The organism is Geodermatophilus sp. SYSU D00684 (genome assembly GCF_054050455.1).
Map to the genome: position 1 here is coordinate 1 of NZ_JBJGZI010000036.1, position 21865 is coordinate 21865.

18 protein-coding genes are annotated in these 21865 nt (G+C 76.1%); 9 read left to right on the forward strand and 9 right to left on the reverse strand.

What is annotated here, in order from left to right; translation table 11 throughout:
* Nucleotides 1-167 precede the first annotated feature (167 nt).
* A complete protein-coding gene (locus tag ACI79L_RS21215; protein ID WP_456938688.1) occupies nucleotides 168-1925 on the forward strand; it encodes a class I adenylate-forming enzyme family protein in 1758 nt (585 codons plus the stop codon).
* Between the two features lie 69 nt (nucleotides 1926-1994).
* Nucleotides 1995-3047: a potassium channel family protein gene (locus tag ACI79L_RS21220; RefSeq protein WP_456938741.1), complete on the forward strand. Its 1053-nt coding sequence runs from the start codon at nucleotides 1995-1997 to the stop codon at nucleotides 3045-3047.
* Here ACI79L_RS21220 and ACI79L_RS21225 read toward each other — a convergent pair.
* Nucleotides 3026-4546 (reverse strand): adenylate/guanylate cyclase domain-containing protein, encoded by a 1521-nt coding sequence (locus tag ACI79L_RS21225; protein WP_456938689.1) that lies wholly within the window; start codon nucleotides 4544-4546, stop codon nucleotides 3026-3028. The two genes, ACI79L_RS21220 and ACI79L_RS21225, sit on opposite strands and share 22 nt — an antisense overlap.
* 36 nt (nucleotides 4547-4582) lie before the next feature.
* Entirely contained in the window at nucleotides 4583-4759 is a 177-nt protein-coding gene (locus ACI79L_RS21230; RefSeq protein ID WP_456938690.1) for a hypothetical protein, read from the reverse strand.
* Between the two features lie 95 nt (nucleotides 4760-4854).
* Here ACI79L_RS21230 and ACI79L_RS21235 point away from each other — a divergent pair, with 95 nt between their 5' ends.
* Nucleotides 4855-5232 (forward strand): YybH family protein, encoded by a 378-nt coding sequence (locus ACI79L_RS21235; protein ID WP_456938691.1) that lies wholly within the window; start codon nucleotides 4855-4857, stop codon nucleotides 5230-5232.
* Between the two features lie 52 nt (nucleotides 5233-5284).
* On the opposite strand, the gene ACI79L_RS21240 is transcribed toward ACI79L_RS21235, so the two are convergent.
* Nucleotides 5285-6142: an SDR family oxidoreductase gene (locus ACI79L_RS21240; protein ID WP_456938692.1), complete on the reverse strand. Its 858-nt coding sequence runs from the start codon at nucleotides 6140-6142 to the stop codon at nucleotides 5285-5287.
* 235 nt (nucleotides 6143-6377) lie between these two features.
* Here ACI79L_RS21240 and ACI79L_RS21245 point away from each other — a divergent pair, with 235 nt between their 5' ends.
* The 5 genes from ACI79L_RS21245 to ACI79L_RS21265 all read left to right on the forward strand — a co-directional run bounded on the left by ACI79L_RS21245 (nucleotide 6378) and on the right by ACI79L_RS21265 (nucleotide 15281).
* Nucleotides 6378-8255 (forward strand): BCCT family transporter, encoded by a 1878-nt coding sequence (locus ACI79L_RS21245; RefSeq protein WP_456938693.1) that lies wholly within the window; start codon nucleotides 6378-6380, stop codon nucleotides 8253-8255.
* Nucleotides 8256-8265: 10 nt separating this feature from the next.
* On the forward strand, nucleotides 8266-9417 hold the full coding sequence (locus ACI79L_RS21250; RefSeq protein ID WP_456938694.1) for an FUSC family protein: 1152 nt from the start codon (nucleotides 8266-8268) through the stop codon (nucleotides 9415-9417).
* A 304-nt stretch (nucleotides 9418-9721) separates the two neighbouring features.
* Nucleotides 9722-10336 carry a hypothetical protein gene (locus tag ACI79L_RS21255; protein WP_456938695.1) on the forward strand — a complete coding sequence of 205 codons (615 nt, stop codon included), beginning with the start codon at nucleotides 9722-9724 and terminating at the stop codon, nucleotides 10334-10336.
* Nucleotides 10333-13563, forward strand: coding sequence for a bifunctional cytochrome P450/NADPH--P450 reductase (locus ACI79L_RS21260; RefSeq protein ID WP_456938696.1), 3231 nt, complete (start codon nucleotides 10333-10335; stop codon nucleotides 13561-13563). Before ACI79L_RS21255 ends, ACI79L_RS21260 begins: the two co-directional genes overlap by 4 nt.
* 65 nt (nucleotides 13564-13628) lie before the next feature.
* Nucleotides 13629-15281 (forward strand): FAD-dependent oxidoreductase, encoded by a 1653-nt coding sequence (locus tag ACI79L_RS21265; RefSeq protein WP_456938697.1) that lies wholly within the window; start codon nucleotides 13629-13631, stop codon nucleotides 15279-15281.
* A gap of 15 nt (nucleotides 15282-15296) precedes the next feature.
* Here ACI79L_RS21265 and ACI79L_RS21270 read toward each other — a convergent pair whose 3' ends face one another.
* Nucleotides 15297-15983, reverse strand: a complete 687-nt coding sequence (locus ACI79L_RS21270) for a TetR/AcrR family transcriptional regulator C-terminal domain-containing protein (protein WP_456938698.1) — start codon at nucleotides 15981-15983, stop codon at nucleotides 15297-15299.
* Between the two features lie 93 nt (nucleotides 15984-16076).
* Here ACI79L_RS21270 and ACI79L_RS21275 point away from each other — a divergent pair, with 93 nt between their 5' ends.
* Nucleotides 16077-16778, forward strand: a complete 702-nt coding sequence (locus tag ACI79L_RS21275; RefSeq protein ID WP_456938699.1) for a DUF4386 domain-containing protein — start codon at nucleotides 16077-16079, stop codon at nucleotides 16776-16778.
* A gap of 6 nt (nucleotides 16779-16784) precedes the next feature.
* Here the strand turns inward: ACI79L_RS21275 and ACI79L_RS21280 are convergent, their stop codons facing one another.
* The 5 genes from ACI79L_RS21280 to ACI79L_RS21300 all read right to left on the reverse strand — a co-directional run bounded on the left by ACI79L_RS21280 (nucleotide 16785) and on the right by ACI79L_RS21300 (nucleotide 21723).
* Nucleotides 16785-17231 (reverse strand): SRPBCC family protein, encoded by a 447-nt coding sequence (locus ACI79L_RS21280; RefSeq protein WP_456938700.1) that lies wholly within the window; start codon nucleotides 17229-17231, stop codon nucleotides 16785-16787.
* A 99-nt stretch (nucleotides 17232-17330) separates the two neighbouring features.
* The gene (locus ACI79L_RS21285) at nucleotides 17331-18245 is read right to left on the reverse strand and encodes an oxygen-binding di-iron domain-containing protein (RefSeq protein ID WP_456938701.1); all 915 of its coding nucleotides are present in this window, start codon (nucleotides 18243-18245) and stop codon (nucleotides 17331-17333) included.
* A gap of 114 nt (nucleotides 18246-18359) precedes the next feature.
* Nucleotides 18360-19514 (reverse strand): anti-sigma factor RsbA family regulatory protein, encoded by a 1155-nt coding sequence (locus ACI79L_RS21290; protein ID WP_456938702.1) that lies wholly within the window; start codon nucleotides 19512-19514, stop codon nucleotides 18360-18362.
* A 20-nt stretch (nucleotides 19515-19534) separates the two neighbouring features.
* Nucleotides 19535-20383, reverse strand: coding sequence for an MEDS domain-containing protein (locus tag ACI79L_RS21295; RefSeq protein ID WP_456938703.1), 849 nt, complete (start codon nucleotides 20381-20383; stop codon nucleotides 19535-19537).
* Nucleotides 20384-20595: 212 nt separating this feature from the next.
* The gene (locus ACI79L_RS21300; RefSeq protein WP_456938704.1) at nucleotides 20596-21723 is read right to left on the reverse strand and encodes a CapA family protein; all 1128 of its coding nucleotides are present in this window, start codon (nucleotides 21721-21723) and stop codon (nucleotides 20596-20598) included.
* Nucleotides 21724-21865 lie beyond the last annotated feature (142 nt).

A 21865-nucleotide genomic window follows, 5' to 3' on the forward strand; every position in this document is an offset into this window, starting at 1 on the left:
CCCCCCCCCCCCCCCCCCCCCCCCCCCCCCCCCCCCCCCCCCCCCCCCCCCCCCCCCCCCCCCCCCCCCCCCCCCCCCCCCCCCCCCCCCCCCCCCCCCCCGCTGCGTGACAGCGGATGTGAGCTGTACCACGCTGACGAGGCCCTGTTCCGGACGGAAGGACACGCATGACCGCCACGCACCCTGCGCCCACTGACGCCGCGCAGGAGCCCGCCGCCAGCTGGCCGCCGGGCCTGCCCCGCTCGCTGGAGTACCCGCCGGTGCCGGTCGGGTCGATCCTGCGCGCGGCGGTGCGCCGCTGGGGCACGCGGACGGCGTTCGTCGACCACGACGTCGAGCTGACCTTCGAGGAGCTCGGCGCGCGGGCCGCCGCGGTCGCCAACTGGCTGGCCGACCACGGCGTGGGCCGCGGCGACGTCGTCGCGGTGCACATCCCGAACTGCCGCCAGTACCCGGCCGTCTACTACGGCGTGGTGATGGCCGGCGCCGTCTTCTCCCCCACCAACCCGCTGCTGCCCGCCGCCGACCTCGCCGCCCAGCTCACCGACGCCGGCGCCAAGGTCCTGGTCACCTGGGACCAGGTGCTGCCCTTCGTCCGCGGCGCGCTCGAGGCCACGCCGGTGCAGACCGTCGTCGTCACCGGGGAGGCGCACACCCTCGACTTCGCCGCCCGGCTCGAGGGCCTGCAGGCCACCGACGTCGACCTGGCCGACCTGCTGGCCGCCGACCCCACCGACCGGCACCTCGACGCCGGGCTCGACCCCGCCGCCGACCTCGCGCACCTCGCCTACACCGGCGGCACCACCGGGGTGAGCAAGGGCGTGGAGCTGCCGCACCGCAACGTGGTCACCAACGTGCTGCAGTCCTCGTGCTGGACCTCGGGCTCGCTGCCCGAGCTCGACGAGGCCGGGGACGTCACGATCCGCCAGGTGCTCGGCGAGGACGAGTGCCCGACCCGGCTCGGCGAGGCCGTGCTGATCAACCTGACGCCGTGGTTCCACGCCATGGGCGCGATCGGCTACCTCAACGGCATGGTCATGGGCGGCACCACCACCGTGATCCACATGCGCTTCGACCCGGTCAAGTACGTCGAGGACGCGCAGCGGTACCGGGTGACCAGCATCGGCGGCGCCCCGCCGGTGTTCGTGGCGCTGCTGCAGGTGCCCGGGTTCGCCGAGCAGGACTGGTCGCACGTCCGGGGCGTGTCCAGCGGTGCCGCGCCGCTGCCGGTGACGCTCATCGAGCGGCTGCAGGCGCTGCTGCCCAACGCCGTCATCGGCGAGGGCTACGGGCTGACCGAGGTCACCATGATGGCCACCGGCAACCCGACGTTCCGCTCCGGCACCCGCAAGGCCGGCACGGTCGGCGTGCCGATCTTCGACACCGAGATCACCATCCGGCCCCTGGGCGGCGGCGACCCGCTGCCCGCCGGCGAGCGCGGCGAGGTGTGCATCCGCGGCCCGCAGGTCATGCGCGGCTACGCGCACCGGCCCGAGGCCACCGCCGAGGCGATCGACGCCGACGGCTGGTTCCACAGCGGCGACGTCGGGATCCTCGACGAGGACGGCTTCCTGGCGATCGTCGACCGCACCAAGGACATGCTGCTCTACAAGGGCTACAACGTGTTCCCGCGCGAGCTGGAGGAGATCCTCTTCGGCGTGCCGGGCGTGGCCGGCGCCGCGGTCGTCGGCCGGCCCGACGAGGCGGCCGGGGAGCTGCCGGTGGCCTACGTCGTCCGCAAGGCCGACGACGCCGGCGCGGCGCTGACCGCCGAGTCGGTGATGGCCGCGGTCAACGACCGGGTCACCCACTACAAGCGGCTGCGCGACGTCGTGTTCATCGACGCCATCCCCGTGTCGGCGGCGGGCAAGGTCCTCAAGCGCGAGCTGGCCGCCCGCGAGCGCGAGGCGGTGGCCGGCGGCTGACCCGTTCGGGGCGGTGCGCGCCGGCATCCCGGTGCGCACCGCCCCTGCTCGCTATCGTCGCCGGACGTGATGGGCGGACACGGGCCGGGCGACGACCCGCACACCGGGGTGCAGATCGCGCACGTCGAGCAGTCCCCGGTCCGCCAGGTGTGGCAGCGGGTCGTGCTGGCGGCGTTCTTCCTCGCCCTGACCGTGTTCATCGTCTGGCTGGACCGCGACTCCTACCGCGACGGCGACGAGATCGGCATCTCGCTCCTCGACGCGATCTACTACTCCACGGTCACCCTCTCGACCACCGGCTACGGCGACATCACGCCGATCACCGAGGGCGCGCGGCTGGTGAACATCCTGTTCATCACGCCGCTGCGCGTCATGTTCCTGATCGTCCTCATCGGCACCACGCTCGAGGCGCTCACCGCGCGCTCGCGCGAGGAGTTCCGGATCCGACGCTGGAGGTCCCGCGTGCGTCAGCACGTCATCGTGTGCGGCTACGGCACCAAGGGCCGCAGCGCCGTCCGCTCGCTGCGGGCCACCGGCACGCCGCTGGAGAACATCGTCATCGTCGACGGCGACCAGCGGGCCATCGACGAGGCCAACTCGATCGGCCTCACCGGCATCGTCGGCGACGCCGGGCGCACCGACGTGCTGCGCCGGGCGCACGTCGAGCGGGCCCGCGCGGTGATCGTGGCGGCCAACCGCGACGACGCCTCGGTGCTCATCACCCTCACCGTCCGGCAGCTCAACCCGAGCGTGCCGATCACCACCTCCGTGCGCGAGGAGGAGAACGCGCAGCTGCTGCGCCAGTCCGGCGCCGACACCGTCATCACCACCTCGGCGACGTCGGGCCGGCTGCTGGGCCTGTCCACCGACAGCCCGCGGGTGGTCTCGGTGGTCGAGGACCTGCTCACCGGCGGGCAGGGGCTGGACCTCTCCCAGCGCGTGGTGTCCTCCGGCGAGGTCGGCCTGGGCCCGCGGGACCTGCGCGACATCGTGCTGTCGGTGACCCGCGGCGGGCGCACGCTGCGCTTCGACGACCCGCTGATCGGCACGCTGCAGAGCGAGGACGTGCTCGTCGTCGTCCGCTCGCACGGCCCCGACGGTCAGGTGTTCGCGCGCACGTAGGTGCGGGTCGGCTCGCCGCGGCCGCGCAGCTCCACCTCCGCGTCGGGCACCCAGTGCGCGGCCTCGCCGCCGCAGGCGGCCCGGACCGCGGCCTCGCTGGCCACCGCCCGCCCCGGCCGGTCCTTGGCCAGCTCGGTGAGCCGGGCGGCCTCGTTCACCGGGTCGCCGATGACGGTGTACTCCAGCCGGCTGGCGGTGCCCACCTGCCCGGCCCACGCCGGCCCGCAGGCCACGCCGACGCCGACGTCGACCTCGCCGGCGCGCGCGACGTCGTCGCAGATCCGGCGGGCGGCGCGCAGCGCGGCGCCGGAGGCGTCCGGGTGCCCGGTGGGCGCCCCGAACACGCACAGCGCGGCGTCGCCCTCGAACTTGTCCACCAGCCCGCCCTCGGCCTCGACCGCGTCGACGACGACGGCGAAGAACCGGTTGAGCAGGCCGACCATCCCCTCCGGGCCGGTGCGCCGCACCAGCGCGGTCGACCCGACGACGTCGACGAACAGCGCCGCCACCGGCCGCAGCTCCCCGCCCAGCGAGGCGCCCTCGGCCAGCGCCCGCGCGGCGACCGTCGTCCCGACGTGCCGGCCGAACAGGTCGCGCAGCCGCTCCCGCTCGGCGAGCCCGGCGGCCATCGTGTTGACGCCCTCCTGCAGCAGGCCGATCTCGCCGGCGTCGTCGACGGTGGCGCTCGCGGTGTAGTCCCCGGCGCCCACGCGCTGCACCACCTGCCGCAGGTCGCGCAGCGGCTGCCCGACCGCGCGGGCGGTGAGCAGGGTGGCCAGCCCGCCGACGAGCACGGCGACGACGGCGAGGAAGACGACGGCGGAGCGGCCGGGCCCGCCGGGGTTGCTCGGGTCGGCGAACAGCAGCACGACGCCGAGCAGCGGGACCGCGCTGGTCAGGCCCCAGGTGAGCAGCAGGCGCGGGCGGACGCCTAGGGCGAGCCGGCCGGCCGGCGGGTGCGCGGCCAGCGCGCGGGTGGTGAGCGCGCGGGCGGCGCGGGCGACGAGCAGGTAGACGACGCCGGCGGTGACCGCGCCGCCGAGCAGCGCGACGACGCCGACCCGCAGGCCGACCAGCGGGTCGGGGAAGGTGACCCCCGCGACGGCGCCGGCGAGGACCGCGCCGGCCAGCCACACGACGGCGGCGATCAGCGCGGCGTCCACCGGCAGCCGCAGCGCGCGGGCGGCCTCGGCCGGGGTGGGGGCGCGGCCGGCGAGCAGCCAGGCGGTGGTGGCCCGCTGGCGGCGCAGCCCGGCGAGGGTGGCGGTGGGCAGCGCGACGAGCAGGTAGGCCAGCGCGGCGAGCAGGGTGGGGCCGCGGCCGGCGTCGTCCCCGTCGTCGGAGACGCCGAGCAGCAGCAGGGTGACGGTGCCGACGCCGACCAGGTCGGCGACGACGACCAGCGCGACGATGAGCGGGACGGCGAGCCGGCCGCTCGGGGCCCAGGCCAGCACGTCCTCGGCGCGGCGGGCGGCCGTGCGGGCGCTGTCCGGGATCACGGGAGGCTCAACGACCCCGGCGGGGCCGGGACACGGTCAGACCGGCAGGGCGGCGAGCTCGGCGGCCAGGCGGGCGTCGGACAGGACGAGGTCGGCGGCGGTGGTGTGCCAGCCGGCCACCAGCAGCAGCGGCCAGGGGCGCTCGTCGTCGGCCGAGGCGGTGGCCGCGACCAGGCCGGCCTGCGCCACGGCGCGGCACGCGATCGGGTTCACGCCCCGGGGATCGGCACCGGCACGGACGGGGTGCAGCCGGGCGGCGGACCTCACCCCGGGGGATGAGATCGGCGGTCCCGGGCGGTCTGACCTGCATGGACTCCGACGAGGTGCAGGTCCGCCGGGTGCTGGCGGCGTGGGCGCAGGCCGTGCGGCGCGCCGACGTGGACGCGGTGACCGCGGTGCACACCGACGACGTCGTGCTGTTCGACGTCCCGCCGCCGATGGTGGTGACCGGGATCGGCGGCTACCTGCGGCAGTGGCGGCTGTTCTGGGACGCGCAGGGCGAGGGGCTGTTCGACGTCTCCGGGCTGACCGTGGTCGCCGGGGACGGCGTCGCCTTCGCGCACGGCCTGCTGCGGGTCGGCGCGGCCGGCACCGAGGGCTTCGACGTGCGGCTGACCGTGGGCCTGCGCCGGGTGGACGGGCGCTGGCTGGTCACCCACGAGCACCACTCGGTGCCCGCGGACTGAGTCGTCGCCGCTCCCGGCGGCCGCCCGGGGCCGACCCGGGCGGCCGCGGGGCTCAGGCGCGGGCGGCGCGGACGGCGTCGGCGAGCGGGGTCACCGGCCGCCCGAGCAGGGCGGCGAGGTCGGCGTCGCCGGTGTCGAGCTCGCCGGCGGCGATCGAGGTGTCGATGGCGGCGACGAACCCGGCGGTGCCGGCGTCGAGGCCGGCGCCCTGCAGGGCCCCGACGAGCTCGTCGGCCGGCAGGTCGCGGTAGCGGACCGTCGTCCCGGTGGCCTCGGTGACGGCGGCCGCGAGCTCGGCGAGGGTCACGCCGGGCCCGCCGACCTCCAGGACGACGGTCCCCTCCTCGTCGGCCAGCAGCGCGGCCGCGGCGGCGACGGCGTAGTCGTCCCGCGGGGCGATCGACACCCGGCCCTCTCCCGCGGCGCCGACGATCTCCCCGGTGGCGAGGTACCGGTCGAGCTGCGCGGTGTAGTTCTCGAGGTACCAGCTGTTGCGCAGGACGGTCGCCGGGACGTCCGCCTTGAGCAGCACCTCCTCGGTCCCGCGGTGCTCGGGGGCGAGCGGGTTGGCCGAGGTGTCGGCGTGCGCGATCGACGTGTAGACGACCCGCTGCACGCCGGCGGCCACCGCCGCGTCGATGACGGCCTGGTGCTGGGCGACCCGCTGCCCCGGCTCGCTGCCGGAGACCAGCAGCAGCCGGTCGACGCCGGCCAGGGCCGCGGGCAGGGTGTCCGGCCGCGAGTAGTCGCCGTGGCGGACCTGCACGCCGCGGCCGGCCAGCTCGGCGGCGGCCTCGGGCCGGCGGACGACGGCGACGACGTCGGACGCCGGGACGCCGCGGTCGAGCAGCTCCTCGACGGCGCGGCGGCCGAGGTGGCCGGTGGCTCCGGTGACGGCGTAGGTGGTCATGCGCGCGCTCTCCTCGTGCAGGGACGATGTGCTTGCAGGTTCAACAACCCGGGGGCGCGTCCGCGTCATCCCGCCCGGCGGCGCCGGTCCCGGATTGCGACTCCGGCGGGCTGCCCCGAGGCTGGGGACCGCGGGCCTGCGTGCTGACCGTGCGCGCACTCCTCCCCGCCGGGGACAGGGTCCCTCAGCAGCCGACCGAACGGAGGGACGTCCGCGCCTGCGCGGACACAGACCAGTGATCCCCACCGCACCGCCCGGACACACCGACGGGAAGGCCGGACCGGCCCTCGTCCCGTCCCCCGCAGACCCGCACCCCGCCATCGCCGAGCCCCCTCCCCCGGCGGCCGACGCGCACGGCCGGCTCGACCGCGTCGTCTTCACCGTCGCCGCGGTCCTGGCGCTGGCGTTCGTCGCCTGGGGGTTCGTCAGCCCGGCCGGCCTGGGCTCGGCCAGCAGCAGCGCGCTGGTCTGGATCGAGTCCAACCTCGGCTGGCTGTTCGTGACGCTGGCCTCGGCGTTCGTCGTCTTCGTGCTGTGGCTGGCGGCCAGCCGGTACGGCCGCATCCCGCTCGGCCGCGACGACGAGACGCCGGAGTTCCGCACCGTCTCGTGGATCGCGATGATGTTCAGCGCCGGGATGGGCATCGGGCTGATGTTCTACGGCGTCGCCGAGCCGCTCGCGCACTACGTCACCCCGCCACCGCGCACGGTGGCCGCGGAGACCCCCGAGGCCGTGCAGGCCGCCATGGCCACGACGCTGTTCCACTGGACCCTGCACCCCTGGGCGATCTACGCCGTGGTGGGGCTGGCCATCGCCTACGGCACGTTCCGCCGCGGCCGCCGGCAGCTGGTCAGCGCGGCGTTCGAGCCCCTGTTCGGCCGGCGCCGCACCGAGGGCTGGGCCGGCCGGGTCGTCGACGTCCTGGCCATCTTCGCCACGCTGTTCGGCTCGGCGGCCTCGCTGGGTCTGGGCGCGCTGCAGATCGGCAGCGGCGTGGAGATCCTGGGCTGGGCCGGGGAGGTCGGCAACGGCGTCCTGGTCGGGATCATCGCCGTGCTGACCGCCGCGTTCGTCGCGTCCGCGGTCTCCGGCGTCGCCCGGGGCATCCAGTGGCTGTCCAACGTCAACATGGTGCTCGCCGTCGTCCTCGCCCTGTTCGTGTTCGTGGCCGGGCCGACCGTGCTGATCCTCAACCTGGTTCCCGGCGCGGTCGGCAGCTACGTCGCCGACCTCGCCCGGATGGCCGCCCGCACCGAGGCCAGCGGCGGCCCGGCGACGGCGGAGTGGCTGCGCGGCTGGACGGTCTTCTACTGGGCCTGGTGGATCTCGTGGACGCCGTTCGTCGGCCTGTTCCTCGCCCGGATCAGCCGCGGCCGCACCATCCGCCAGTTCGTCTCCGGCGTCCTGCTGGTGCCGAGCGCAGTGAGCCTCGTGTGGTTCGTCGTCTTCGGCGGGGCCGGCATCGCCGCGCAGCGGTCCGGCGCGGACGTCGCCGGGCAGGCCACCTCCGAGGGGCAGCTGTTCGGCGTGCTCGAGCAGTACCCGCTGGCCACCGCCACGACGGTGCTGGTCATGGTGCTGGTGGCGGTCTTCTTCGTCTCCGGGGCCGACGCCGCCTCGATCGTCATGGGCTCGCTGTCGGAGCGGGGCACGCTGCGGCCGCGCCGCGGGACGGTGGTGTTCTGGGGCGTGGTCATGGGCGCCGTCGCGGCGGTGATGCTGCTGGTCGGCGGCGGCGAGGCGCTCACCGGCCTGCAGAACCTGACGATCATCGCGGCGCTGCCCTTCGCGCTGGTCATGGTCGGCCTGGCCGTCTCGCTCGCCAAGGACGTGCGCACCGACCCCATGGTGCTGCGCCGCACCTACGCCGTGGAGGCGGTCGAGCAGGCCGTCGTCGACGGCATCAGCCGGCACGGCGAGGACTTCGCCCTGGTCGTGGAGGCCGGCGGGGACGACACGCCGGGGGTCCCGTCGGTGCGGGTCACCGGGAACACGGCCGGGCCCGCGCCCGCGGGCGACACGGCCGGGCCCGCGCCCGCGGGCGACACGGCCGGGCCCGCGCCCGCGGGCGACGGCGCGGGACCCGCCGCCCGGGCGCGGCCGGGCGGGTAGCCGCACCGCGGTGCGAATCCGGGGGACGGGGGCCCGGACGGGCGAGCTGCTGCTGCGGCCCTGGGTGCAGCGTGCGGTGCGGGCGGCGCTGGCCGCCGCGCTCGCGTGGCAGGTGGCGGTCCTGCTGCCGCCGCCGTTCGCCCAGTACGCGTACTACGCGCCGCTCGGCGCGGTCATCGCGGTGCACCCGACGGTCGCCGACTCCGCGGCCGCGGCCTGGCGGACGGTGCTGGCCATCCTGCTGGGCTTCGGCCTCGGCGTCACGGTGCACCAGCTCACCGCCGAGGCGCTGCCCGGCGCGCTGACCATCGCGCTGATCGTCGCGCTGGCGGTGGGCGTCGAGCAGTGGCGGGTGCTGCAGGAGCACGCGAGCTGGGTGAGCTTCGCCGCCGTCCTGATGCTCACCGTCGGGACGGCGGCCGACCCCGCGCGCTACGCCGTCGCCTACGCCGGGTTGACGCTGCTCGGCGCGGCGACCGGCGTCCTCGTCACCACCCTGCTGTTCCCGCCGATGCAGCTCACCGCGGCCGTCCGGGCGATCGCGACCACCCGGGCGCTGCTGGCCCGGCACCTGCACGACATCGCCGGCGGGCTGCGGCACGGCGAGCTGCCCGCGCCAGGGGCGTGGGTGCGGCCCCGGCGGGACCTGGACGCCGCGCTGGACCGGATGCGCGCGGCCGAGGCCGTCGTCGAGCGCGCCCGGCGGGCCAACCCGCGGGCCCGGCGCTGGGGCGACACCGCCGCCCGGGTCCGGGACCAGTCGCGGGCCCTGGACCGGGTCGCCGTCCTCGTCGACGACCTGACCACACTCGTGGCCCACCTGCCCCCGGACCGCCGCGGCATCGACCGCATCGACGGCGGGACCGGCTGGCTGCTCGCCGACGCGCTCGACGGCCTCGCCCTGGTGGTGAGCACGGCCGCCACTCCCGCGGGGGCCGGGGACGACGACGCGGTCCGCGAGGCCGGCGCCGCGCTGCGGCGGCTCACCGCGCTGCTCCGCGAGTCGGCGGCGGCCGACGACGAGGGGTTCGTCGCGCTCGGCGCGGTCGCCGTCGGCATGTACCGGTCGCTGGACACGCTGCAGGCCGGCCCCCGGCGGGACGGACCGGTGCGCTCCCCGCGGACGCCCGGCGCCGGGCAGCGGGTGCCCGGCGACGCCTGACCGGCGGCCCGCGGGACCGGGCGCGCAGGCGCGCGGACGGGACGTCACGACAGGCGCGACGGTCCCGGCCGTATCCCCGGCCGGGCGGAGGCCCCTGGCCGGGCCGGGTCCGGGGGTGTAGGCACGGGCGATCCGCGGCTTCCCCCCGAGCCGGCGGCACACCGTCGACCGGCAGCCGCGGTCGCCGGAGGCGACCATGCGGGTCCACACACGACCACGGGGCGCACCAGGGACGGCGGACACCGACGGCGGCACGGGCACCCCCGCCCGGTCGCCCTACCTCCGCAAGGCAGGGCTGTCGGGCGTGGTGTTCGCCCTGCTGCTCGTGGCGTCGGTGCTGCTGGTCAGCAGGGTGCCCGGGCTCACCGCCTCCGACCGGGAGTACCAGGACTTCTACGCCGGCGGTGCCGACGAGATGGTCGCGGTCGGCCTCTACCTGGTCCCGTTCGCGGGGATCGCGGCGCTGTGGCACATGACCTCCACGCGGATGCTGCTGCAGATGCGGCGGGCGGACTGGTGGGCCGACGTCGCCCACTGGCTGCACCTGGCGGCCTGCGTGCTGTTCGTGGCGATGCTCTTCGCCGGCGCCGCCGCGGCCGGCGCCCCGGCCCTGGTGGTCCAGTTCTCCGGCGCCGCCGCGCTGGACCCGGAGGTGGCCCGCGGCCTGGCGGCCACCGGCTACACGCTGGTGTTCGTCTACGGGGTGCGCGCCGCCGGCATGTACATGATCACCACGACCGCCCTGGCCCGGCGCGCCGGCACGCTCGCGCGCTGGCAGGTCCTCGTGAGCTACCTGGCCGCCACCGCCCTGCTGGTGAGCACCACCTTCCACCCCGCCGTCCTGCTGGTGTTCCCCGTCTGGGTGCTGCTGCTGAGCACCCGGCTGCTGGTGCGCCGGCCGACTGGAGCGACGTCATGACCGCCACCGTCAGCATCGACGAGATCCCCGGCCCGCACCGTCTGCCGCTGCTGGGCAACGCCCTGGACATCGACAGCGCCAGCCCGTTCGAGAGCCTGCTCGACATGGCCCGGGAGTACGGGCCGATCTTCCGGCTCACCACGCCCGGCGCGACGCGGCTGGTCCTCTCCGGGCCGGACCTGGTCGCCGAGGTCTGCGACGACACGCGGTTCGACAAGCTGGTCGGCGGGGGCGTGGCCCAGCTGCGCGACGAGGGCGCCGGGTCGGGGCTGTTCTCCGCGGACACCGACGACCCCCTCTGGCGCCGCGCCCACGAGATCCTGATGGCCCCGTTCAGCATGCAGGCGATGCGCGACTACGTGCCCCGGATGCTCGACGTCGCCGACCAGCTGGTGGACAAGTGGGCCCGGCTCAACCCGGGCGAGGACGTCGACGTACCGGCCGACACGACCCGGCTGACCCTGGACACGATCGCGCTGTGCGGGTTCGGCTACCGGTTCAACTCCTTCTACCGCGACACCCCGCACCCCTTCGTGCAGGCCATGGTGCGCGTGCTCACCGAGTCCCAGGCCCGCGTGCGCCAGCTCCCCGTCCAGACCCGGCTGCGGATCCGCGCCCAGCGGCAGCTGGACGAGGACACCGCCTTCATGAACGACCTGGTCGACCGGCTCATCGCCGAGCGCCGGGCCCAGGGGGACGCCGCGGACACGACCGACCTGCTCGGCCGGATGCTCACCGGCGTCGACCGGCACGGGGAGCGACTGCCGGACGAGAACATCCGGCAGCAGTGCATCACCTTCCTGATCGCCGGACACGAGACGACCTCCGGGCTGCTGTCGTTCGCGCTGTACTTCCTGGTGAAGGACCCGCAGGCCATGGACCGGGCCCGCGCCGAGGTCGACGCGGTGCTGGGCAGCACGGCCGCACCCACCTTCGAGCAGGTCCAGCGGCTGCGCTACGTCCGCCAGGTGCTGGACGAGACGCTGCGGCTGTGGCCCACCGCGCCGGCGTTCAACCGCTACCCGTACGAGGACACCGTCATCGGGGGCCGCTACGCCGTCCCGGCGCACACGGCCCTCACCGTGCTGACGCCGGCGCTGCACCGGCAGACCTCGGTCTGGGGCCCGGACGCCGACCGGTTCGACCCGGAGCACATGGCCCCCGAGCGGGTCGCCGCGCTCCCGCCCGACGTCTACAAGCCCTTCGGCACGGGGCAGCGCGCCTGCATCGGCCGGCAGTTCGCCCTGCAGGAGGCGACGCTGGTGCTCGGGATGCTGCTGCAGCGGTTCACCTTCGTCGACCACCTCGACTACCGGCTGCACCTCCAGACCACGCTCACCGTCAAGCCGGCCGACTTCCGCCTGCAGGTCCTGCCCCGGACCGATGTGCACCTCGACCACCCCGCGGCGACGGCCGCGGCGGCTCCACCGACCACCGCGGCGCCGGCCGCCGCGCCGAGGCCCGCGGTGCCCCACCACGGCACGCGGCTGACCGTCCTGTTCGGCTCCAACCTCGGGACCGCCGAGTCGCTCGCCACCCGGCTGGCCCAGGAGGGCGGCGAGCGGGGCTTCGACGTGACGCTCGGCCCGCTCGACGACCACGTCGACGACCTGCCGCACGGCGGCGCGCTGTTCGTCGTCTGCTCCTCCTACAACGGGACCCCGCCGGACAACGCGGCGGCGTTCACCCGCTGGATCCGCACCGCGGACGCGGGCGCGGCCGCGGACGTCTCCTTCGCCGTCTTCGGCTGCGGAGACACCGGCTGGGCCTCGACGTACCAGGCGGTGCCCACGCTGCTCGACGCCCAGCTGGAGGCGCACGGGGGCCGGCGCGTCCACGACCGCGGCGCGGGCGACGCCGCCGGGGACTTCGACGCGGCCTACCGCGGCTGGCACGGGGACCTGTGGTCCGACGTCGCCACCGCCCTCGACCTGCCGGCCGGCGTGGCCGCGACCGCGCCGGCCGGCCCGCGGCTGTCGATCACGCTGACCAACCGGCAGGTGACCAACCCGGTGGTCGTCTCCTACCGGGCGCGGGCGGCCCGCGTCCGGGCCAACCGGGAGCTGGTCACCGCCGCCCCGGACGGCTCCCCGGCCCGGTCGACCCGGCACGTGGAGATCGCGCTGCCCGCGGACACGACCTACCGGACCGGCGACCACCTCGGGGTGCTGCCGCGCAACTCGTTCGAGGTCATCCGCCGGGTGATCACCCGCTTCGGCCTCGACGCCGGGCAGTACCTCACGATCATCCCGAACAGCGGCACGCACACCCACCTGCCGATCGACGAGCCGGCGCCGCTGCTCGGCGTCCTGGCCAGCTGCGTCGAGCTGCAGGACGCCGCCACCCGGCACGACGTCGAGGTCCTCGCCCGCCACACCGACGACCCGGAGCAGCGGGCCGCGCTGGAGGCCATGACCGGGGACGACGAGGAGTCGCAGGCCCGGTACCGGGACCACGTGCACGAGCCCAACCGGTCGGTCCTCGACCTGCTCGAGGAGTTCCCGGCCTGCCGGCTGCCGTTCGAGGTCTACCTGGACCTGCAGCCACCGCTGCGGCCGCGCTACTACTCGGTCTCGTCGTCGTCGCTGGTGTCACCGGAGGTCTGCAGCATCACCGTGGGCGTGCTGCAGGGCCCGGCCCGCTCCGGGCGCGGCACCTTCCGCGGGGTCGGGTCCACCCACCTCGCGTCGCTGCCCGAGGACGGGACGGTGTTCGTGTTCGTACGGGAGCCGGGCATCGCCTTCCGCCCGCCGGAGGACCCCGGGGTGCCCATGCTGATGGTGGGCGCGGGCACCGGGCTGGCCCCGTTCCGGGGGTTCCTGCAGGAGCGCGCCGCCCAGCAGGAGCAGGGCCGCACCGTGGCGCCGTCGCTGCTGTTCTTCGGCTGCCGCCGGTCCGACTCCGACCTGCTCTACGCCGGCGAGCTGCGGGAGTACCAGCGCCGGGGGCTGGTCCGGGTGGAGAACGCCTTCTCCCGGGAGCCCGGCCAGCCCTGCCGCTACGTGCAGGCGGCGGTGCTCGACCGCGCCGATGAGGTGTGGGACCTGCTGCAGCGCGGCGCGGTGGTGCTGGTGTGCGGCAACGCCCGCACGATCGCCCCGGGGGTGCGGGCGTCGCTGACGCGCGTCTTCCAGGAGCACACGTCCGCCTCCGAGGCCGACGCCCGCGCCTGGCTGGACGGGCTGCGCGCGGCCGACCGGCTGGTCGAGGACATCTGGGGCGGCTGAGGCCGCGCGGGCCGGGTCCCTCGACCCTGGGCCGCGCGGGTGCCGGCTCCCTACGCTGCGCGCGCATGAGCGGTCCGGTGCTGATCGCCGTCGACGACCCGGCCCTGCTGGGCGCCGTCGAGCGGGAGCTGTGCAGCCGGTACGAGCGGGACTACCGCGTGCTGTGCCGGGGGTCGGCGGGCGAGGCGCTCGCCCTGCTCGACGAGCTCGCGGGCGCGGGGGATGAGGTCGCCCTGGTGCTCGCGGGCGAGACGGTCGGGGACGCCTCCGGCACGGAGTTGCTGGCGGAGGTGCGCGGCCGGTTCCCGCACGCCGAGCGCGCCCTGCTCGTGCCGTGGGCGCACGTCGGGGACCCGGGGACCGGGGACGCGGTGCTCGAGGCGATCGCCCGCGGGCGCATCGACCACTACCTGGTGCGCCCGTCGCCGCCGCCGGACGAGCAGTTCCACCAGGCGGTGTCGGGCTTCCTGCTCGCGTGGGCGCAGGCGCGGCGCCGCGCGCCGCACACCATCGACGTCGTCGGCGAGACCTGGACCGGCCGGGCGTACGAGCTGCGGGAAGTGCTCGGCCGCTGCGCCATGCCGCACCGCTTCTGCCTGGCCGACTCCGCGGAGGGCCGCGTCCTGCTCGCCGACGCACGGGAGCGCCGGCTGCCGCTGCTGGTCATGCCCGACGGGAGGGTCCTCGAGGACCCCACCGACCTCGACATCGCGCGGTCGGCGGGGACGGCGATCGACCCGTCCGGCGACCGGTACGACCTGGTGATCGTCGGGTGCGGGCCCGCCGGCCTGTCCGCCGGCGTCTACGGCGCCTCCGAGGGCCTGCGCACGATCGTCGTCGACTCGGGCAGCATCGGCGGCCAGGCCACCTCCAGCTCGGCGATCCGCAACTACCTGGGCTTCCCCCGCGGCGTAACCGGCGGGGAGCTGGCGCGCCGCGCCTACGAGCAGGCCTGGCTGTTCGGCGCCCGGTTCGCCTTCATGCAGGAGGTCACCGACCTGGCGCGGGAGTCCGACGGCATCGTCGTCTCGCTCGCCACCGGCGGGGTCGTGGTGGCCCGCGCGGTGGTCCTCGCGCCCGGCGCCAGCTACCGCCGCCTCGGGGTGGAGTCGCTGGAGGCGCTGCGCGGGGCCGGCGTCTCCTACGGCGCCGCGGCGTCGGAGGCCCCGCTGGTGGCGGGCGAGGAGGTCTACGTCGTCGGGGGCGCCAACTCGGCCGGGCAGGCGGCCCTGCACCTGGCGCGGTTCGCGAAGCGGGTCACGCTCGTGGTGCGGGCGGCGTCGCTGGACGCCGGGATGTCGCACTACCTCGTGCGCCAGGTCGAGGGGACGCCCGGCGTCGAGGTGCGGACCGGCACGGAGGTCGTCGGCGGGGGCGGCGACGGCCGGCTGGACCACCTCGTGCTGCGGGACCGCGCGAGCGGCGCGGAGGAGACGGTGGACGCCCAGGCGCTGTTCCTCATGATCGGCGCCCGGCCGCACACCGACTGGCTGCCGCCGGCCGTCGAGCGCGACCCCGCGGGCTTCGTCATGACCGGGCCGGACGTGAGCGCCGGCGCCGTCCGCGCCCTCGGCCGTCCCCCGCTGCCGCTGGAGACCAGCCTCCCCGGCGTCCTCGCGGCCGGCGACGCCCGGCACGGGTCGGTCAAGCGCGTGGCCTCCGCCGTCGGCGAGGGCTCGATCGCGATCCGGCTGGTCCACCAGCTGCTCGCCGTCTGAGCCGCCGCGCACCCGTCAGGACGGCGAGCTGCGCCAGCCGCGCGCGTGCAGCCGCTCGGCGCCGTCGAGCAGCAGGTCCAGGGCGAAGGCGAACTCGAAGTCCTCGTCGCAGCCCTGGCCGACGCCGGACAGGTCGCCGCCGGTGGCCGCCGTGGCGATCTCCAGCACGTGCGGGAACCGCCGCGCGAACTCGGCCGCCATCGCCTGCCGCTCCTCCGGCGTGGGCTCGGGTGCGGCGTCCTCGCGCGGCTCCTCGAACAGCTCGGGGCTGAAGCCCCAGATGCGGTTGCCGAGGGCGTGCATGAGGTGGTGGGTGAGGTCGACGGAGAACCCGCCGGCGCGGAAGGTGCCGGCGACGGCGTCCATGTGGCCGAGGACGGCGGGTGTCCGGTGGGTGCGCGACTCGATCGCCTGCCGCGCCCAGGCGTGCCGCAGCACGGCCCGGCGGGCGGAGAGCAGCCGCTGCCGGACCGCGGTCCGCCAGTCCGCGCCCGGGGCAGGCTCCTCGAACTCCCCGATGACGACGTCGACCATCCCGTCGAGCAGCTCGTCCTTGTCGGCGACGTGCTTGTACAGCGCCATGGGGACGACGCCGAGGTCCTGGGCCAGCCGCCGCATGCTCACCGCGCCCAGGCCGGCCTCGTCGGCCAGCGCCACCGCGGCCGCGAGGACCCGCGCCCGGTTGAGCGGCTCCCGCGCCATCCGATCCTCCCTGCTTGACGGGTGTACGCCGTACACCTTACCGTCCCCGCCCTGGGTGTACGCCGTACACCACCATCGGAGGGAGCAGCAGTCATGAGGGAGTCCCGCGGAGCCGCCGTCGTCACGGGCGTGTTCTTCCTGGTCGCCGCGGTCACCGCGGTCGCGGCGCTGGCGCTGTACCGGCCGCTGCTCGGCGACCCCGGGTACGTGCTGGGCGCGGGCGCGGACACGCAGGTGCGCTGGGGCGCGCTGCTGGAGGTCGTGCTCGCCGCGTCCTGCATCGGCACCGCGGTCGCGGCGTACCCGGTCGTCGAGCGGCACGGCCGGGCGCTGGCCCTCGGCTACGTCTGCGGGCGGCTGCTCGAGGCGGCGGTGATCGTCGTGGGGATCGTCAGCGTGCTGGCGGTGGTCGCGCTCAGGTCGGCCGACGACGACGCGTCGCCGCTCGCCGTCGCCCGCGGGCTGGTGGCGCTGCACGACGCGACGTTCCTCGTCGGCCCCGGCCTGGTCATCGGCGTCAACACGCTGCTGCTGGCCGTGCTGGTGTACCGGGGCGGCCTGGCGCCGAGGTGGATCGCGGGAACCGGCCTGGTCGGCGGGCCGCTGGTGTTCCTCTCGTCGACCGCCGTGCTGTTCGGCGTCTACGAGCAGGTCTCGGTGTGGGGGTTCCTCGGCGCCGTCCCGGTGACGGTCTGGGAGATGGGTCTCGCGGTGTACCTGGTCGCCCGCGGCTTCCGGCAGCCGGCGTCCCCCGCGCGGCCCGGGTCCGCCCTGCCGGTGCCGGTCCCGGCCTGACGCCGGTCAGCGCGCCTCCAGCACCGCCCGCAGCCGGGCGAGGTCGGCGCGGTTGGCCCGGCGGACGGCGCCGGCCACGAGCAGCGCCGCCCAGCGGGAGAACCCGTGCGGCCGGCCGCGGTTGCGCAGCGTCATCCGGGTCCGGCCGTCGTCCAGCGCCTCCCAGGTGTAGGTCGTCTCCATGGGGAAGGGCCCCTGCGCCGTCCGCATGACCAGCCGCTCGCCGGGCACGAGCTCGGTGACCTCGTAGGTGTAGGCGAGCCGGCGGCCGAGGAAGCGGGCGACGAAGTCCACCCGGGACCCGACCGCCACCGGTGGCGCGGTCCGCCACTCGACCGAGTCGATGTTCGCGTACCACCCGGGGGCGTTCGCGGGGTCCCCGGCGTAGGCGGCCACCTCCGCCCGGGGACGGCCGATGACCGTCTCGGTACGGACGTCCACCTCCCGGCCCACGCTCCGCATGGTCCCGCCGCACCGGGCCGGGCGCGAGGGACCCGGCCGCCGGCCGGAGCCGCCCGGGGGTCCCGCGGCCACGGGATCCCCGGGGTGCGGCTACGGGCTCGGGACGGTCTCGCCCGCCGGCGAACTGGGCCGTCGCGGCGTCGGCGGGGACACGCCCGGCCCGTGCGGGCCGGCCGCCGCCGGGGTCGCGGGGACCTGCTCGCCGGCGCGCTGCGCCTCCGCCATCGCCTTGATCATGTCGGCGAACTGCTCGGAGTCCGGTGGCACGAACCGCTCGGCGGTGGGGACCCGCGCCAGCACCCGGAGGAACTCCTCCAGCTCCGTCCCGCTGGCGACGGGCAGGTGCGAGGAGAAGATCCGCCGGGGCTCGATCTGCCGGACGCGGTCGAGGACCCGGCCGAACTCGGCCTCGTCCGTGATGTGCACCCAGGGCGAGTCCGACGTGGCCCAGCCGATCATGCCGCCGGCGAGGACCTCCGGGGACACGTCGGCCGCGTCCTGCGTGGGCTCGGGCAGCAGCGCCCCGAAGGCGTCGACGGTGAACAGCGCCCCGGTGGAGCGGTCCAGGACGCCGAGGGACGTCGGGTTGTCGAACAGCGGCGGGGCGACCGCGGTGAGCGTGCGGTCCCCCACGTGGATCTCGTCGCCGGCCCGGATGGCGTGCACCCGCTCCATCGGGACGGGCCACCAGGTCGACATGCGCAGGGCGGAGAACGCGTGCGTGACCAGCGTCGCGTCCGGCGCCGCCTCCATGACCCGCTGGAGGTTGCCGGTGTGGTCGGCGTCGTCGTGGGTGAGCCAGATCCACCTCAGGGTCCGCGGGTCGATGATCGAGCTCACCGCGTCGAGGAACTGGTCGGCGTCGACGGCGAGGCCGCTGTCGACGAGGACCGGCTCCTCGGACGTGATCAGGTAGGCGTTGATCGGGAGGACGCCGATCCCCGGCAGGGAGATGTTGGTGGGCAGGACGTGGACGTCGGCCTGACCTCGGTAGGGGCTGTCCATGGGACGCCTCCTCGGCCGCGCTCGGTGGCCGCCTCCTCGGCCGCCCCGAACGTAGGGCGGCGCCCCGGCACCCACCAGGGACCTTGTCCCCCGGGCGCGGCCGGACGAGGCCGGCTAGACGAGGCCGTGGTGGTCCAGCAGCAGCTCGCACTGCCGGCACCGCTCGCCGGGCGGCACCTCGGACCAGGAGCGGTCGCCGACCGGGTCGAGCCGGGTTGCGGGGACGTCCCCCCAGAACGACGAGCCGTCGCCGTCGACGGCGTGGACGGCGCCCGGGCCAGCGGGTCTCCCGCGCACGGTGCCGGGGCGCAGGACCGGCACGCCCTCGGCCTGCGGCGCGGCGGCCGGCGGCGGGCCGGTGCGCAGCCGGACGGTGCACCCGTCGGTGGTGAGGAGCGCGACGTCGACCTCGGCGAGCCGGCAGCTGAGCCACAGGCCGAGCCCGGCGCCGGCCGCGCTGTCGGGGGCGGGGACGAGACCGGTCAGGGGGTCGGCGGGCCCGGGGCCGGTGTCGTGCACGTGCACGAGGACGCGGCCGCCCCCGGTCCAGGCCCGGACGGTGGTGGGCGGCCGGCCGTACAGCTGCGCGTTGACGACGGCCTCGGACAGCGCGAACAGCAGCTCGTCGAGCGCCGTGGCGCCGACCAGGCCCTGCGCGGCGTCGCGGACGCGGCGCCGGGTCTGCTTCAGCGAGACGTCGGTCAGGTCGACGACCGGCGTCGTCCGCTCGAGCGGGTCGGCGGCCGGCGGCAGTCCCTCGAACTCGGCGGCGTCCTGGTACCGCGGGCTGGCGCCGGCGCCGCCGTCCGGGGTGACCAGGCGGGGGTGGGTGCGGCCGACGACCTCGCGCACGGCGTCCGGCACGGTGGTGGCGTCGTACAGGCAGCGGCTCCACACCGGGTAGTCCTGCCAGACGACGTTGACCGCCGACTCGTACCGGTCCCAGCCCTCGAACCGCCCGCCGTTGCCCTCGTGCGGGACGTCACCGGCGATCCGCACCTGCCCCGCGCCGGCGGCCACGTGCCGCTCGAACTGCTGGCGGTACGCCTCGATGGCGCGCGCGGGCGAGGCGTAGAGGCTCGCGTCCTCGATGAAGGTGACCCCGTCCGGCCGGGGCAGCGCCGCCCGGAGCAGGTCGCACTTGCGGCTGTCGTACCCGATGACGACCGGCTCGCCGACGGCGGTCCCCTGGCTCACGAAGGGCACGATGAGCGCCAGGAAGTCCTCGTCCGACGAGTAGAAGCCGGCCTCGTGGAAGTTCCCGGTCACGCCCCGTGCGGCACCCGTTCTCATGACTCCGCTCCCACGTCTGCGGGCCGCAGGTAGGACGCCGGCAACAGGTCCATCAGCCGGGCCGCGAACGGCGGGGTCGATCTGATGGTCAGTCCTACCCCGTTCCTCCGGACGTAGTCGTCGAGGGTCCGCAGCAACCGGTGGTCGACGTACTCGACGTCGCTCATGTCGACGACCAGCGTCCCGGTGTCGGCCCCCGCCCCCAGGCGGGCCAGCACCCGCCCGAGCGCGGTGACGGCGACCGGGTCGGACTCCCCGGTGAGGCCGAGCGCGCCGTCGGGATGGGCGGAGACCCCCAGGGCCGGCTGCCCGGACGGATCGGGGTCGTGCAGTGCGGCGAACTCGCTCACGAGGTCGATCCCGAGCTCGGTCGAGAACCCGCACAGGGCCGACATCGGGTGGCCGGCCATGTAGCGCCCCACGAGGAACTCGTACCGGGCGAAGGCGTCCCGCTGGTGCGGGGGGCGGAGCAGCTCGGAGCCCTCCGCGCTGACCCGCAGCCCCCGGAAGCCGTCGGCCAGGGCCCGCTCGGTCGCCGCCGCCCAGTGCCGCACCACCTCGTCGGCCCGCACCGGACCGCCGGATCCGTACACGTCGCCGAGCGTCAGGACCTGGAGGGTGCCGTCGCGCTGCAGCCGGTCGAGGTCCCCGAGCCCGGCGAGGTCCTCCGCCGCTCCCTCGGGGGACCCGGAGCCGACGTAGACCACGCGCAGGCCCTCGCGCAGCCCCTCGGCGAAGAAGGCGACGACGCGGCGGCGGTACTCCGCGACGTCGTCGTGGAGGACGCAGACGTGACCTCGTGCACCACGGCTCCGGACGGAGCCGGCGTGACCCGATCCGGGCACGCGTCCACGCTACGCCGCACGACCCCGGCCGGCCTCCCGGGTCGGGGCGTGCAGCGGGATCGCCTGCGCGATGGCGGCCGTGCCGGCGTCGTCAGGGTGCAGGCGGTCGCCGCACTCCCCGCTCGTGCGGATCCGGTCGTCGACCGCTCGGCGCTCGGCCTCGTCCTCGAACTCCCGGGGCACCGGACCCTGGGGACAGCGCGCCGCGGCCGTCAGGGCACCGGCCCTGGTCCGCCGACCGGCCCGAGTTCGAGTGCGCCGTCGTCGGTGACCACGACCGGGGGGGCCGCTCCCTCGCTGACCCGGGTGAGGACGTCGGCCAGCCACGCGGTGTCGGCCGGCCCGGCGCGCTGCAGCCGCAGGTGTCTGGTCTGCAGCGGGACCATGCGCAGCGCGATCAGCCGGCCGGTGCCGGCCTCGAGTCGCACGAGGTGGAGCAGGCGCAGGTCGGGGCGGTGGCGCTCGTGGCCGCCGATGCCCTCGTAGTCGTCGACGAGATCACCGCAGCCGTAGAGCACCAGCCGGCCGCGGTAGACCTCGAGCGCGCGCGGATGATGCGAGGAGTGCCCGTGCACCACGTCGACCCCGGCGTCGATCAGCCGGTGCGCGAAGCGGCGGTGCCGGTCCGGCACGTCGTCGCCCCAGTTCGACCCCCAGTGGATCGACACGACGACGGTGTCCTCCGGGCCGCGGACCCGGTGCACCGCGGCGACGAGGTCGGCGGCCGCCGCGTCCGTGAGCTCGGTGAGCGCGACACCGGGACGGGAGACCGTGGCCGCCCAGTCCGGGGGGATGCCGCTGGACTCGGTGCCGACGGCGAGCACGAGGACGCGGTGGCCGTCCCCGAGCGGGAACTCCGCCGGCCGCCAGGCCCCGGCCGCGTCCCGGCCCGCCCCCGCCGTGCGCAGCCCGGCCCGGCCCAGGACGTCCAGGGTCTCGAGCAGGCCGCGGGAGCCGAAGTCGCCGACGTGGTTGTTCGCCAGCACGCAGACGTCCGGCCGCACGACCGACAGTGCCGGCACGTTGGCGGGGTGCATCCGGTAGTGCACCTGCTTGCCCGCGACGAAGTCGTCGCTGGTGGTGACGCTGGTCTCGAGGTTGACGATCCGCACGTCCGGCGCCGCCTCGTCGAGGAGGGCCAGGGCGTCCCCCCACGGCCAGGTGGGGTCGACCGGTCGCGGCACCGGCCCGTGGACCCGCTCGGCCAGCCGGACGTAGTCGCGCGCGTCGCGGAGCACCGACTCGGCGAGGGTCGGGTCGCCGGGGTGCGGCAGCAGCTGGTCGATCCCACGGCCGAGCATCACGTCACCGCTGACGAACAGCGAGATCTCCCCGCGCATGCGGTCCTCCCTCGCGCCCGCCGTCCCGGCCGGGGACGGCCTCCCCCTGAGCCTCCCGCCCCCGACCGGCGCGCACGAGGGGGCAACGGACCCTCGGGGCAGGACCCGTGACCGGTCGCGTCGCAGCCCGTCCGGCACACCG

Excerpts from the sequence above, each read along its gene's own strand:
- ACI79L_RS21275 (WP_456938699.1), top strand. The coding sequence starts at position 16,077 with ATGAGGGAGTCCCGCGGAGCCGCCGTCGTCACGGGCGTGTTCTTCCTG.
- ACI79L_RS21220 (WP_456938741.1), top strand. The coding sequence starts at position 1,995 with ATGGGCGGACACGGGCCGGGCGACGACCCGCACACCGGGGTGCAGATC.
- ACI79L_RS21235 (WP_456938691.1), top strand. The coding sequence starts at position 4,855 with ATGGACTCCGACGAGGTGCAGGTCCGCCGGGTGCTGGCGGCGTGGGCG.
- ACI79L_RS21240 (WP_456938692.1), bottom strand. The coding sequence starts at position 6,142 with ATGACCACCTACGCCGTCACCGGAGCCACCGGCCACCTCGGCCGCCGC.
- ACI79L_RS21270 (WP_456938698.1), bottom strand. The coding sequence starts at position 15,983 with ATGGCGCGGGAGCCGCTCAACCGGGCGCGGGTCCTCGCGGCCGCGGTG.
- ACI79L_RS21265 (WP_456938697.1), top strand. The coding sequence starts at position 13,629 with ATGAGCGGTCCGGTGCTGATCGCCGTCGACGACCCGGCCCTGCTGGGC.
- ACI79L_RS21285 (WP_456938701.1), bottom strand. The coding sequence starts at position 18,245 with ATGGACAGCCCCTACCGAGGTCAGGCCGACGTCCACGTCCTGCCCACC.
- ACI79L_RS21215 (WP_456938688.1), top strand. The coding sequence starts at position 168 with ATGACCGCCACGCACCCTGCGCCCACTGACGCCGCGCAGGAGCCCGCC.
- ACI79L_RS21260 (WP_456938696.1), top strand. The coding sequence starts at position 10,333 with ATGACCGCCACCGTCAGCATCGACGAGATCCCCGGCCCGCACCGTCTG.
- ACI79L_RS21300 (WP_456938704.1), bottom strand. The coding sequence starts at position 21,723 with ATGCGCGGGGAGATCTCGCTGTTCGTCAGCGGTGACGTGATGCTCGGC.